Genomic DNA, 13,362 nt, shown 5'->3' on the forward strand with positions numbered 1-13,362 from the left:
TCACGCCCTGTCCGCGACGCGCTCGCCGAGCAGACCCTGAGGCCTGAAGAGGAGCACAAGGATGAGGAGTACGAAGGCCCAGACATCCGCCCAGGACTGGCTGCCGAACTTTTCCATGCCCGGGATGTCGGAGATGTAGGCGGAGGCCAGGGTCTCGGCGACACCGAGCACGACGCCACCGATCATGGCTCCGTAGATGTTGCCGATACCGCCGAGGACGGCCGCGGTGAACGCCTTGAGGCCGAGGATGAAGCCCATACGGAAGTTGATCTCGCCGTACTTGAGGCCGTAGGCGACACCTCCGATGGCGGCGAAGACGGCGCCCAGGGCGAACGCGATGACGATGATGCGGTCGGTGTTGACGCCCATGAGCTTGGCCGTGTCCGGGTCCTGCGCGGTGGCCTGCATACCGCGTCCGGTTCGGGTCTTCATGACGAAGTAGCCGAGGACGGCCATGCTGACCGGGGCGGCGATGAGCAGGAAGACGTCGCCGGTCTGGATGGTGACGTTTCCGATGTGGAAGGGCCCGCCGTCGATCTGCGGGAAGGTCCGCGAGGACTTGGCCTCCGGGTACCAGGCCCACACCGCTTGCTGGAGGGCGAGGGAGAGGCCGATGGCGGTGATGAGGGGGGCGAGGCGGGGGGCGCCTCGCAGGGGGCGGTAGGCGAACCGTTCCGCTCCCACGGCGACGGTCGTGGCCACGATGATGGCGCCGATCAGCATCAGCGGCAGCGCGATCCACATCGAGGTGCCGTTGGGCAGAATGTATGCGTAGACCGTCAGAGCACCGAAGGCTCCGGTCATGAAGATCTCGCCGTGGGCGAAGTTGATGAGCTGGACGATGCCATAGACCATCGTGTAGCCGATGGCGATCAGCCCGTACATGGATCCCAGTAGCAGGCCGTTGACCAGCTGCTGCGGCAGTTCGTTCACCGCATGTCCTCCGAGACTTTCGGATGATTTCGACGGATGAGGCCGGATGCGAGAACGCGCGGGGCGCCTGTGGAACAGCGCCCCGCGCGGCTCGTGAGTGGTGCGGGTGAGGTCAGCCGGTGAACGTACCGGACTTGACGGCCGCCCAGGCACCGTTCTTCACGGCGTAGACGGTGAGCTGCTTGTTGGTGGCGTCACCGTACTGGTCGAACGAGACCTTGCCGGTGACTCCGTCGAAGGACACGTCCTGCATGGCGGCGGTGACCTTCGCGCGGGCGTCGGAGGGCAGCTTGCCGTTGTTGTCGTCGACAACCTTCTTCACGGCCTCGATGATGGCCCAGGCGGAGTCGTAGGAGTAGCCGCCGTAGGCGCCGTAGTCGCCCGAGTAGCCGGCCGCCTTGTAGTCGGCGACGAACTTCTTGGCGGAGTCAAGGGTCTCCACCGGGGCGCCGACGGAGGTGGCGAGGTCACCGGCGCTGCTGGCGCCGCCCAGCTTGATGAAGGTCGGGTCGAAGATGCCGTCGCCGCCGACGAGCGGGATCTTGGCGCCGGCGGCCTTGATCTGCTTGCTGAGCGGGCCGGCCTGCGGGTACTCGCCGCCGTAGTAGACGGCCTGGGCGCCGGAGTTCTTCACCTGGGTGGCGACCGAGGAGAAGTCCTTGGTGTCCGGGTTGATGTGCTGGGTGCCCACGACCGTGCCGCCGAGCTTCTTGAACTCGTTGGTGAAGGTCGCGGCGAGGCCGGCGCCGTAGGTCTTCTTGTCGTCGATGACGAAGACCTTCTTCGCCTTCGCCGTGTTGTAGACGTACTCGGCGGCGAACGGGCCCTGGATGGCGTCCGTGGTCGCGGTGCGGAAGTACGACTTGAACGGGCGGGACTTCGTGGTCTGCCAGTTCGTGCCCTGGGTCAGGGCCGGGTTGGTGTTGGCCGGGGAGACCTCGACCAGCTTGGCGTCGTCGAAGACCTTCTGCATCGACTCGGCGACGTTGGAGTTCAGCGGGCCGACGACGCCGAGGACGCTCTTGTCGGCGACCAGAGAGGTGGCGTTCTGCTGGCCCGAGGAGGCCTGAGCCTGGTCGTCCTTGGCCACGACCTTGAACGTGACGCCGTCGACGAACTTCTGCTTGTTGGCCGTCTTGGCGGCGAGGTCCACGGAGTTCTTGATGCCCTGGCCCAGCGCGGACAGGTCGCCGGTCAGCGGGGCGTCGATTCCGATGGTGACGGTGGTGCCGCCGCTCCCGGAGTTGCCCTTGTCGCCGCTGTCGCGCGAGCCGCAGGCGGTGAGGGTGAGTGCTCCCGCCGCCAGGGCGGCGGTGATGGCGATGAGCGAACGTTGACGCACGATCAGTCCTTTCCCTGTCACCGGCCCCTTCCCCGTGGAAGTGGCCGAGTCGCTGCGCCGGGCCGAAGGGGTTTTTCGGCAGCACGGTGACTGGCGGTGACTCTAAGCGTGTGGAGGAAGCCTGGAGGAGGGTCTGACTGAGGCTGTGACTGTCTTGTTATGACACCAGGTTATGCAGAGCGGTACACGGTGGGTGGAACAGCGGAATTCCAGCCGATTCGCCCCGTCCGCATGCTGAGAACCTGCAGGACCCACGCCGGGCTGTCAGGTGCTTCAGGGGTTTTGCCAATTACCTCGAAGCGGTGCCGCAGACGGCTTGCAGGGCGCTGGAGAGGTGCTGTGCATAGCGCTGCCCCAGGATGAAACTGTGGACCTCTATTGCGCGCGTATTACGCAGAGTTACGTCCAGGAAAGGGAGTCCGGCGCTTTCCGGCGCTTTCCGGCATTGCGTGACGTGCATGGTGATCACGACCTTGCGGCGTTCGCCCGCCCGTGTCCGGAAAGGAGTGCGCGGCTGCGAGGTCAGGCTCAGGCCGGCGTACGGCTGGGCGATGTCCCGGACCGTGACGGGCGGTCCGGACGCCACGCTCAGGTCCACCGCGAAGCTGAAGCTGCCGGGTCTGTCCTGCTTCGAGGTGGTCACCGGGTCGAGGTAGGTGATGTCCACCACCTGAGACGGGTACGGCGGCGGAGGGGGCGGCGGCCTGTGCGGCCGGGTGAGGTACAGGTAGCCGCCGGCGGTGAGGACGGCCGCGGCCGTGGCGCCGGCGACGGCGGCGCGCCGGTGCCGGTCGTACCACTGCCGCAGCGGGCCGCGCGGGCGGCGGGGCAGGGCGGCGGTGCCGCCCTCCTGCGTGTCCCAGGCCCGGGTGCCCTCGCCCGGCTCCAGCGGGCCGACGCCGCTCACTGCCACGGCCCGTTGCTCGGACCGCCCGTGCGGTACCAGTCCCGGCAGCCCTGGCGGACCTGACGAACGATCAACTCGTCGGCCGCCGCGGCGCCCTGGCGCTTCTTGGCGGCCCGCGCGGCGTCCACGACCTTGCGCAGGATGTCGTACTGGCCGTTGGACAGGCCCATCGTCTGGTAGTCCCCGTAGGTGTGGCTGTCCAGGACCTTGCGCGACCAGTACGTGACGACCCGCGCGCACAGCGCCTCGGGCGTGGTCGCGGACGGTGTGGCCGAGACGCCGCGTGCGGCGGTCGCGCGGCTCCCGGAGTCCGGCGAGCCGCACCCGGCGCACGCACCGCCCGCCACCAGCACCAGTGCCGGCCCGCAGCCGACCACCGTCGTCGGCCGGGCGGCTCCTCCCGTTCTCATGTCATGACGTTATGGCCTGATCGGCCGGTCGGACCAGAGGCGGGACGCGGGACCGGCGGGCAGGCCGGGGCGGTCAGCCCGCGTCGGCGCCCACCGGCGCCCCGTCGCCGGGCCGTACGTCACGGAGCAGGCAGGTCAGGCGGGCGGTGCACACACGGCGCTCCTCCTCGTCGCTGATCACGACCTCGTACGTCGCCGTCGACCGGCCCCGGTGCACGGGCGTGGCCACCCCGGTGACCAGGCCGGAGCGGACGCCGCGGTGGTGGGTGCAGTTGAGGTCGACGCCGACCGCGATCTTGGAGCTGCCGCCGTGCAGCATCGAGCCGACGGAGCCGAGGGTCTCGGCCAGCACGGCGGAGGCGCCGCCGTGCAGCAGGCCGTAGGGCTGGGTGTTGCCCTCGACCGGCATCGTGCCGACGACGCGGTCCGCCGAGGCCTCCCGGATCTCCACGCCCATCCGGGTGCCGAGGTGGCCGGCTGAGAACAGGGCCGGGAGGTCGACGCCGAGTGCGGCGTACTCGTCGACGACCTCCTGCGGGAACGTCACGTTGTTCTGCTCGCCCATCGGTCCTGCTCCGTTCGTCCTGAACCATCGTCCACGTCGGCTGAGCAAACGCTCAGTCGGCTGCCGATTGTTCCAGACGCACGACGACCGACTTGCTGGCCGGGGTGTTGCTGGTGTCCGCGGTGGCGTCCAGCGGGACGAGGACGTTGGTCTCGGGGTAGTACGCGGCCGCGCAGCCGCGGGCCGTCGGGTAGTGCACGACCCGGAAGCCGCTCGCCCTGCGCTCGACGCCGTCCTTCCACTCGCTCACCAGGTCCACGTACGACCCCTCGGCGGCCCCGAGCGCCCGCGCGTCGTCGGGGTTGACCAGCACGACCCGGCGGCCGTTCCTGATCCCGCGGTAGCGGTCGTCCAGGCCGTAGATCGTGGTGTTGTACTGGTCGTGCGAGCGCAGCGTCTGCAGCAGCAGCCGGCCCGCCGGCAGCTCCGGGTACTCGACGGGCGCGGCGGTGAAGTTGGCCTTGCCCGTCGCCGTCGGGAAGCGGCGCTCGTCGCGCGGGGCGTGCGGCAGGGCGAAGCCGCCGCCGGGGCGACCGGCGGAACCGGTCACGCGCGCGTTGAAGTCCTCGAAGCCGGGGACCACGCGGGCGATGCGGTCGCGGACCGTCGCGTAGTCCTTCTCGAACTCCTCCCACGGCAGCGGGTCCTGAGCGCCCAGCACGCGGCGTGCCAGCCGGCAGACGATGGCCGGCTCCGACAGCAGGTGCCTGCTCGCGGGGTCCAGGCGGCCGCGGGAGGCGTGCACCATGCCCATGGAGTCCTCGACGGTGACGAACTGCTCGCCGCTGCCCTGCAGATCGCGCTCGGTGCGCCCGAGGGTGGGCAGGATCAGGGCGCGCGCGCCCGTGACCGCGTGCGAGCGGTTGAGCTTCGTCGACACGTGCACGGTCAGCCGGGCGCGGCGCATGGCCGCCTCGGTGACGTCCGTGTCGGGGGAGGCCGAGACGAAGTTGCCGCCCATGGCGAAGAAGACCTTCGCCGCGCCGTCGCGCAGGGCGCGGATCGCCTGGACGACGTCGTAGCCGTGCTCGCGCGGCGGCGCGAAGCCGAACTCCCGCTCCAGGGCGTCCAGGAAGGCGGGCGCGGGGCGCTCGAAGATGCCCATCGTGCGGTCGCCCTGCACGTTGCTGTGGCCGCGCACCGGGCACACGCCCGCGCCCGGGCGGCCGATGTTTCCGCGCAGCAGAAGGAAGTTGACGATCTCGCGGATGGTCGGCACGGAGTGCTTGTGCTGAGTGAGGCCCATCGCCCAGCAGACGATGGTGCGCTTCGAGGCGAGCACCATGCCGAGGGCCCGCTCGATCTCCTCGCGCGTGAGGCCGGTCGCGGCGAGCGTCCCGTCCCAGTCGGCGTCCCCGGCGGCGGCCGCGAACTCCTCGTAGCCGTGGGTGTGCTCGCGTACGAACTCCTCGTCGACCGCGCCGTCGGCGTCGAGGATCAGCTGGTTGAGGAGGCGGAAGAGGGCCTGGTCGCCGCCGATGCGGATCTGCAGGAACAGATCGGTGAGCGCGGCGCCCTTGAGCATGCCCTGCGCGGTCTGCGGGTTCTTGAAGCGCTCCAGGCCCGCCTCGGGCAGCGGGTTGACACTGATGATCTTCGCGCCGCCCGCCTTCGCCTTCTCCAGGGCGGTGAGCATGCGCGGGTGGTTGGTGCCGGGGTTCTGGCCGGCGACGATGATCAGGTCGGCCTTGTACAGGTCCTCCAGCAGGACGCTGCCCTTGCCGACGCCGATGGTCTCCGTGAGTGCCGAGCCGGACGACTCGTGGCACATGTTGGAGCAGTCGGGGAGGTTGTTGGTGCCCAGCCGGCGGGCGAACAGCTGGTAGAGGAAGGCCGCTTCGTTGCTGGTGCGGCCCGAGGTGTAGAAGACCGCCTCGTCCGGGGAGCCGAGCGCGGCGATCTCCTCGGCGACGATGTCGAAGGCGCGCTCCCAGGTCACCGGCTCGTAGTGATCTCCGCCTTCGGGGAGGTACATGGGGTGCGTGAGCCGCCCCTGCTGGCCGAGCCAGTAGCCGCTGCGGGTCGCGAGGTCGGCGACCGGGTGCGCGGCGAAGAACTCCGGGGTGACCCGGCGCAGGGTGGCCTCCTCGGCCACCGCCTTCGCGCCGTTCTCACAGAACTCCGCCGTGTGCCGGTGCTCCGGCTCCGGCCAGGCGCAGCCCGGGCAGTCGAAGCCGTCCTTCTGATTGACGCGCAGCAGCGTCAGAGCGGTGCGCCGCACGCCCATCTGCTGCTGGGCGACGCGCAGGGTGTGACCGATCGCGGGCAGCCCCGCCGCCGCGTGCTGCGGCTCCGCGACCTGCGGCGCGTCCTGGACGGGATCGCTCTGGGGTGGCTTCGTCGCCATCGCGCACTCTCCTTCACCTGCACCTGCGAACTACCCCTCCGATCCTCGCACGCGCGGGTGACACCGGGGGAGCCAAGCGGGCCGCCGGGCGTGCGGAGGTCCGGCTGTCAGTGGTACGTGGCAGGATCGGGGGCGTGGCAGAGACAGCATCGAAGAAGACCGAGCAGACCACCGACGGCACGCGGCCCCGCCTCATGCTCATGGACGGGCACTCACTGGCCTACCGCGCGTTCTTCGCGCTGCCCGCGGAGAACTTCACGACCGCGACGGGCCAGCCGACGAACGCGATCTACGGCTTCGCGTCGATGCTGGCCAACACCCTGCGCGACGAGGCGCCCACGCACTTCGCGGTGGCCTTCGACGTCTCCCGCAAGACCTGGCGCTCGCAGGAGTTCACGGAGTACAAGGCGAACCGCTCCAAGACGCCGGACGAGTTCAAGGGCCAGGTGGAGCTGATCGGCGAGCTCCTGGACGCCATGCACGCCTCCCGCTTCGCGGTCGACGGCTTCGAGGCGGACGACATCATCGCCACCCTCGCCACCCGGGCCGAGGCCGAGGGCTTCGAGGTCCTGATCGTCACCGGTGACCGCGACTCCTTCCAGCTGGTCAGCGAGAACACGACCGTGCTGTACCCGACCAAGGGCGTCTCCGAGCTGACCCGGTTCACCCCGGAGAAGGTCTTCGAGAAGTACGGGCTGACGCCCGCGCAGTACCCCGACTTCGCCGCCCTGCGCGGCGACCCGTCCGACAACCTGCCGGGCATCCCCGGTGTCGGCGAGAAGACCGCCGCGAAGTGGATCAACCAGTTCGGTTCCTTCGCCGAGCTGGTCGAGCGCGTCGAGGAGGTCAAGGGCAAGGCCGGGCAGAATCTGCGCGACCACCTGGAGTCGGTCAAGCTCAACCGCCGTCTCACCGAGCTGGAGCGCGGTGTCGAGCTGCCCAAGGCCGTCACCGACCTGGCCCGCGAGCCGTACGACCGCAAGGCCGTCTCGATGGTCCTGGACACCCTGGAGATCAGGAACCCCTCCCTGCGCGAGCGGCTCTTCGGCGTGGACCCCGGCGCCGAGGAGGCCGAGGCCACGCCGGTCACGGCCGAGGGCGTGGAGCTGGACGGCGCCGTGCTCGGCACGGGCGAGCTGGCGCCCTGGCTGGCCGAGCACGGCGGTGACACCCTGGGCGTCGCCACCGTCGACACCTGGGCGCTCGGCACCGGCTCGGTCGCCGAGGTCGCCCTCGCCGCGGCCGGGGGAGCGGCCGGCTGGTTCGACCCCGCGCAGCTGGACGAGACCGACGAGCAGGCGTTCGCGGCCTGGCTCGCCGACGCCGGCCGGCCGAAGGTCTTCCACAACGCGAAGGGCGCGATGCGGGTCTTCGCCGAGCACGGCTGGAGCATCGCCGGCGTCCGCATGGACACCGCGCTCGCCGCCTACCTGGTCAAGCCGGGCCGCCGCTCCTTCGACCTGGACGCGCTGTCCCTCGAGTACCTGCACCGGGAGCTGGCCCCCGCCGCCGCGGCCGACGGCCAGCTCGCCTTCGGCGCGGACGACGGGGCCGAGGCCGAGGCCCTGATGGTCCAGGCCCGCGCCGTCCTCGACCTGGGCGAGGCGTTCGAAAGCCGCCTGGAGGAGGTCGGCGCCGCGGACCTCCTGCGGGACATGGAGCTGCCGACGTCCGCGCTGCTGGCCCGGATGGAGCGGCACGGCATCGCGGCGGACCGGGCCCACCTGGAGGCCATGGAGCAGATGTTCGCGGGCGCCGTCCAGCAGGCGGTGAAGGAGGCGCACGCGGCCGCCGGGCACGAGTTCAACCTGGGCTCGCCCAAGCAGCTGCAGGAGGTCCTCTTCGGCGAGCTGGCGCTGCCGAAGACGAAGAAGACGAAGACCGGCTACACCACGGACGCCGACGCCCTGGCCTGGCTCGCCACGCAGACGGACAACGAGCTGCCGGTGATCATGCTCCGCCACCGCGAGCAGGCGAAGCTGCGGGTCACGGTCGAGGGCCTGATCAAGACGATCGCCACGGACGGCCGCATCCACACCACCTTCAACCAGACGGTCGCCGCGACCGGCCGGCTGTCCTCCACGGACCCGAACCTGCAGAACATCCCGGTCCGCACCGACGAGGGCCGGGCCATCCGCCGCGGCTTCGTCGTCGGCGAGGGCTTCGAGTCCCTGATGACCGCCGACTACAGCCAGATCGAGCTGCGGGTGATGGCCCACCTCTCCGAGGACGAGGGCCTGATCGAGGCGTTCACCTCCGGAGAGGACCTGCACACCACGGCGGCCTCCCAGGTGTTCGCCGTCGAGCCGACCGCGGTGGACGCGGAGATGCGCCGCAAGATCAAGGCGATGTCGTACGGCCTGGCCTACGGTCTGTCCGCGTTCGGCCTGTCCCAGCAGCTGAACATCGAGGCGGCGGAGGCGCGCGGTCTGATGGACGCGTACTTCGAGCGCTTCGGCGGCGTCCGGGACTATCTGCGCCGGGCCGTCGACGAGGCGCGGGCGACGGGCTACACGGCGACGCTGTTCGGGCGCCGCCGCTACCTCCCCGACCTCAACAGCGACAACCGCCAGCGCCGTGAGGCCGCCGAGCGCATGGCTCTCAACGCGCCCATCCAGGGCACCGCGGCGGACATCGTCAAGATCGCCATGCTCAAGGTCGACGGCGCGCTCCAGGAGGCGGGGCTCACCTCCCGCATGCTCCTCCAGGTCCACGACGAGATCGTCCTCGAGATCGCTCCCGGCGAGCGCGCGGCGGCGGAGGAGATCGTCCGCCGCGAAATGGCCGACGCCGTCCGGCTGAGGGTCCCCCTCGGCGTCTCGGTCGGCGACGGCACGGACTGGGAGTCCGCGGCGCACTAGGGGGTGTCCGACCATGCCCGTCGTCCGCCCGGAGGGCGGGCACCGCGGCGTCTGGTGCGTGCGATCGCAAGGCGCCGGAGCGCCCTCGTCGCGGAGCCACGACGGCCGGCATCGTGCCGGCCGGGGTGCACAGGGGGTCCGTGGCGGCGAGCGATGACAGCGGTGCGCCGGTGGTGCTGGATCCGTTGCCGCCCGTGTCCTGTCGTGCCGGGGCCGCAGCCGGCCGTCTCCTGTCGCGCCGGGTGCTGGGCGGGGGTGCGGGAGACGTCCCGCGGCGGCGAGCAGGGACGGCGGCCCGTGCGGACCCGGCACGGGCCGCCGGCGCCCCCGGCCCCACCCGTGCCCTCCCGGCCGGAGCCCCACGGGGCCCGTCACTCACGTGGCCCCCGCAAAGGCGCCGCCCGTCCGTCGCCTGTACAGGATGCGGGCATGGGTATACGCATGCTCAACCGCCGGCCGGCGAGAGCGCAGGCGAGTGCCGAGGCGGCGCCCGTGGTGCCGCTCGCGCCCGTACCGGCTTCCGCAGCCCGCGCAAGCACCGCCCGCATCCCCACCGACCTCAGGGTCGTCCTGCGCCGCACGGCGGCGGACCTCCGGCGCCGGCTGCGCCGTATCGCGACGGGCGGCACGGAGCCACCCACCTGGCGGCTGTGGGCCGGCCTGGGCCGCAGCTACGTGACCAACCTCGTCGGCCGCGTCCGCCGCAGCCGCTCCGCGCGCCGCGTCACGGTGTTCGTCGTGACCGCCCGTACCCTCAGCGACCGGCCGGACGGCCGCCCCCGGCGCTGACCCGCTCCGGTTGCGCGGCCGCTCGCGCCGGGTGCCGCACCCGGGTCCCGGCCCCGTGGAGCACCAGCCCCAGCACCAGCCCCGCGCCCGCTCCGAAGCAGACGGCCGGAATCAGTTCCCAGGGCCGGGCCGTCGACCCCCAGTACGCCCACCACCGGGTCGCGCGCTGCACGGCGCCCACGGCACCGCACCCACCGATCACGGCACCGGCCCACCACCGGTCCCGCACAGACAACAAGGGGACACCCACCGCTCCCGGCACGACGGCTCCCGGCATGACCGCTCCCGGCGCGACCGCCTCCGGCACGACGGCTCCCGGCGCGACCGCCTCCGGCACCGCCGCTCCCGGCACGACGGCTCCCGGCGTCACCGCTCCCGGCACGACCGCCTCCGGCACCGTCGCTCCCGGCACGACGGCTCCCGGCGTCACCGCCCCCTGCACCACCGCCCCCGGCCCCACCGGCACCCGCCGCAGCGCACGCATCACCCACACGGCGATCACGACCGCGGCCACCGCCGAGCCGCCGTACTGGAGGTACCAGTACAGCGGGAAGCCCGCGAACTCCCGATCCAGCACGGGAAACAGCCGCACGCCCCACCGGTCGTGGTGCGTGAACGCGTCCCAGACGACGTGCGTGAGCGCGCCGAGCGCGGCGGACACGTACCATCGCGCGACCAGCGCGGGACGGACACGCGCCCGCGGCGCCCCGCACCGCAGCAGCGCGGCCGGCCGCGGCTGCCAGGACCGCGGCAGCAGCGCCACCAGCGGCTCGCGCACCAGCAGCCACAGCCACACCAGCGCCCAGGCCACCAGCACGTCGACCGTGAAGACACCGGGGAAGGAGTGGGTGACGTCCCCGAACCCCATCGCCCCGGACACCGCGCCGCCGCGTAATACGTCATATCGGGCGCGAAGGAACCGGCCACGAGGACGGCCGGGACCAGCCGGCCCCGGCCGCTGCCGTCGCCGCGTACGCCGGGCAGCACCGCTGCCGCATGGCTCAGGGTGAACGGCAACGGGGCTCCTCACGCCGGACGTTGCCCGGACGGCCGGCCCGGGTGATCGCCTCGCTCCAGTATGCGGATGTGGCCGCCGGGTCGATCGCACATGGCCAAGCGGTGAAAACCGGGCACGAACGGCTCCCGGCGCAAAGGAAGTTGTCGTAGGGTCGCCTGGGTCGCCGTGCCAGGTGCGCGGTCGAACAGGAGAGCCAACAGAAAAAGACACGACTCGGCAGCCCGCGAAGGCAACCCGATCGCCCGGTCGCTCGTCACACCTGGGGCGAGCGGACACGCTCGGCAGACGAAGACGGACGCGCGCGCGTCCCTGGGAGGGGTTCACTCTATGGCGGCGCAATTCGGCAGGAGGCTGTGCAAGGGGGCGGCGACGACCGCCGTCGCGGCGGCCGCGGTCGCGGCCCTGTCCGCGTCCCAGGCCCCGGGGGTCACTGTCGACGACCACGGCAGACGGACCGCCTCCGACGCGCAGCCCTCTCCCGAAGCGACCGCCACCGGTGAGGGCGGCGCGACCGGCGACTCGCCGTACTACACCGACCTGCCGCCGCTCAACAGCCCGAGCCCCTCGCCGTCCCCGACCGCCACCCCCGTGACCCAGGGCCCCTCCGAGTCCGGCATCCCCGCGACGGTGCTCGCCGCCTACAAGAAGGCCGCGGCCGAGCTGAGCTCCTCCAAGCCGGGCTGCCACCTGCCCTGGCAGCTGCTCGCGGCGATCGGCAAGGTCGAGTCCGGCCAGGCCCGCGGCGGCCGGGTCGACGCGAACGGCACCACCCTCTCCCCGATCCTCGGTCCGCAGCTCGACGGCAACGGCTTCGCGCTGATCAAGGACACCGACGGCGGCAGGTACGACGGCAACAGCTCCTACGACCAGGCCGTCGGGCCCATGCAGTTCATCCCGTCCACCTGGGCGTGGGCGGGCCGCGACGGCAACGGCGACGGGGTCAAGGACCCCAACAACGTCTACGACGCCGCCCTCGCCGCCGGCCACTACCTGTGCCGCAACAACTGGAACATGGCCGAGCAGGCGGGCCTCAACCGCGCGATCCTCAGCTACAACAACTCGCAGGACTACCTGAACCTCGTCCTGTCGTGGCTGGAGTACTACCGCAACGGCACCCACGAGATCCCGGACGGCACCGGCACGATCCCGTCCCACCGCAGCGACAGCGGCAAGAAGTCCGGGAAGAAGCCGTCGGCCCCGCCCTCGTCGAAGCCTCCGAAGACCCCGTCCGGCCACGGCCCGTCGACCCCCGCCACGCCGCCGCCGAGCACGCCCGGCACACCGGACACGCCCGGGAGCACACCCAGCACGCCGGGCAGTCCGTCACCGTCGCCCACGCCGCCGCCGGCCGACACCGTCGACCACCTGGCGGACTCGGGCACCGGCACGCTCACCGCGATGGCGGGCGACGCCTTCACGCAGAAGGTGGGCGTCAAGGCCGTGACCAAGGCCGGCAAGGCCGTGGCCAAGGTCGAGATCCGCTTCACCGTCACCGGTGACACCGACGCCGCCTTCACCGGCGGCGAGAAGGCCGCCACGGTCGTCACCGACAGCACCGGCGTGGCCCTCGCCCCCGCGCTCCAGGCGGGCGAGAAGACCGGCGACTTCACCGTCCGTGCCGCGGTGGTGGGGCGTGTGGCCACGGTCCTCGATCACCGGGCCACCGTCACCGAGCGCGTCGCCGACGCCGTCGTCCGCACCAGCGACACCGCGCTCACCTGCACCCCGGGCGGCGAGTTCGCCGACCAGGTCGAGGTGAAGGCCACGTACGAGGGCGCCGTCGCGGACAAGGTCGCGGCCACCGCCACCTTGATCAAGTCCAAGCTCGACGCGACCGCGAACGACAAGGGCCCCTACTTCAAGGACGCGGACGGCAAGCCCGTACGCACCCTGACGGACCTGGCGACGGACGACAAGGGCCTGCTGGAGCTGCCGAAGCTGTACTCCGACGACACCACCGGCACCTTCATCCTCCGCATCACCACCGCGGGCGGCGCGAGCCTCGACGTCGAGCTGACCGTGGCCCCGGCGGACACCTCGGCGACCCCGTCGCCCACCACGTCGGCGAGCCCCTCCGCGTAACGCCTCACCACGAGGGCGCCCCTCCGCTTCGGCGGACGGGGCGCCCTCGTCCGTGTGCGACGTGTTCTCATCTCGGCCACCCGTTGCTACGGTGCCGGACCTGACGAT

At 71.7% G+C, this 13,362-nt stretch carries 10 protein-coding genes and 1 pseudogene; 3 read left to right on the plus strand and 8 right to left on the minus strand.

Going from position 1 to position 13,362, the window contains the following annotated elements; genetic code table 11:
* The 6 genes from ACIRPX_RS26060 to ACIRPX_RS26085 form a co-directional block, all read right to left on the minus strand.
* Complete coding sequence (locus tag ACIRPX_RS26060) at positions 1–933, minus strand: branched-chain amino acid ABC transporter permease (protein ID WP_404199112.1); 933 nt, start codon at positions 931–933, stop codon at positions 1–3.
* 112 nt (positions 934–1,045) lie between these two features.
* The gene (locus tag ACIRPX_RS26065; RefSeq protein ID WP_404199115.1) at positions 1,046–2,275 is read right to left on the minus strand and encodes a branched-chain amino acid ABC transporter substrate-binding protein; all 1,230 of its coding nucleotides are present in this window, start codon (positions 2,273–2,275) and stop codon (positions 1,046–1,048) included.
* A gap of 289 nt (positions 2,276–2,564) precedes the next feature.
* Entirely contained in the window at positions 2,565–3,182 is a 618-nt protein-coding gene (locus ACIRPX_RS26070; protein ID WP_404199393.1) for a Tat pathway signal sequence domain protein, read from the minus strand.
* The gene (locus tag ACIRPX_RS26075) at positions 3,179–3,592 is read right to left on the minus strand and encodes a hypothetical protein (protein ID WP_404199118.1); all 414 of its coding nucleotides are present in this window, start codon (positions 3,590–3,592) and stop codon (positions 3,179–3,181) included. Before ACIRPX_RS26075 ends, ACIRPX_RS26070 begins: the two co-directional genes overlap by 4 nt.
* A 73-nt stretch (positions 3,593–3,665) precedes the next feature.
* On the minus strand, positions 3,666–4,157 hold the full coding sequence (locus ACIRPX_RS26080; RefSeq protein ID WP_404199121.1) for a PaaI family thioesterase: 492 nt from the start codon (positions 4,155–4,157) through the stop codon (positions 3,666–3,668).
* 52 nt (positions 4,158–4,209) lie between these two features.
* Positions 4,210–6,504: an FdhF/YdeP family oxidoreductase gene (locus ACIRPX_RS26085; protein WP_404199124.1), complete on the minus strand. Its 2,295-nt coding sequence runs from the start codon at positions 6,502–6,504 to the stop codon at positions 4,210–4,212.
* A 134-nt stretch (positions 6,505–6,638) separates the two neighbouring features.
* Between ACIRPX_RS26085 and polA the strand changes: the two genes are divergently transcribed.
* Together polA and ACIRPX_RS26095 are read left to right on the plus strand one after the other, a co-directional pair.
* Positions 6,639–9,365: a DNA polymerase I gene (gene polA / locus ACIRPX_RS26090; protein WP_404199127.1), complete on the plus strand. Its 2,727-nt coding sequence runs from the start codon at positions 6,639–6,641 to the stop codon at positions 9,363–9,365.
* A gap of 429 nt (positions 9,366–9,794) precedes the next feature.
* Entirely contained in the window at positions 9,795–10,154 is a 360-nt protein-coding gene (locus tag ACIRPX_RS26095; RefSeq protein ID WP_404199129.1) for a hypothetical protein, read from the plus strand.
* Here the strand turns inward: ACIRPX_RS26095 and ACIRPX_RS26100 are convergent.
* On the minus strand, positions 10,120–11,022 hold the full coding sequence (locus tag ACIRPX_RS26100) for a DUF4184 family protein (RefSeq protein WP_404199132.1): 903 nt from the start codon (positions 11,020–11,022) through the stop codon (positions 10,120–10,122). The two genes, ACIRPX_RS26095 and ACIRPX_RS26100, sit on opposite strands and share 35 nt — an antisense overlap.
* A 71-nt stretch (positions 11,023–11,093) precedes the next feature.
* Positions 11,094–11,141, minus strand: a pseudogene (locus ACIRPX_RS26105) (hypothetical protein); the annotation flags it as partial.
* Between the two features lie 358 nt (positions 11,142–11,499).
* On the opposite strand from ACIRPX_RS26105, the gene ACIRPX_RS26110 reads away from it, so the two are divergent.
* Complete coding sequence (locus ACIRPX_RS26110) at positions 11,500–13,254, plus strand: lytic transglycosylase domain-containing protein (RefSeq protein WP_404199135.1); 1,755 nt, start codon at positions 11,500–11,502, stop codon at positions 13,252–13,254.
* Positions 13,255–13,362: the final 108 nt, after the last annotated feature.

Source organism: Streptomyces sp. NPDC101225 (genome assembly GCF_044767585.1).
GTDB lineage: Bacteria > Actinomycetota > Actinomycetes > Streptomycetales > Streptomycetaceae > Streptomyces.

What these genes read in the sequence shown, in the direction of transcription:
- ACIRPX_RS26075 (WP_404199118.1), bottom strand. Translation starts at nt 3,592, where the DNA reads ATGAGAACGGGAGGAGCCGCCCGGCCGACGACGGTGGTCGGCTGCGGG.
- ACIRPX_RS26080 (WP_404199121.1), bottom strand. Translation starts at nt 4,157, where the DNA reads ATGGGCGAGCAGAACAACGTGACGTTCCCGCAGGAGGTCGTCGACGAG.
- ACIRPX_RS26085 (WP_404199124.1), bottom strand. Translation starts at nt 6,504, where the DNA reads ATGGCGACGAAGCCACCCCAGAGCGATCCCGTCCAGGACGCGCCGCAG.
- ACIRPX_RS26095 (WP_404199129.1), top strand. Translation starts at nt 9,795, where the DNA reads ATGGGTATACGCATGCTCAACCGCCGGCCGGCGAGAGCGCAGGCGAGT.
- ACIRPX_RS26100 (WP_404199132.1), bottom strand. Translation starts at nt 11,022, where the DNA reads ATGGGGTTCGGGGACGTCACCCACTCCTTCCCCGGTGTCTTCACGGTC.
- ACIRPX_RS26110 (WP_404199135.1), top strand. Translation starts at nt 11,500, where the DNA reads ATGGCGGCGCAATTCGGCAGGAGGCTGTGCAAGGGGGCGGCGACGACC.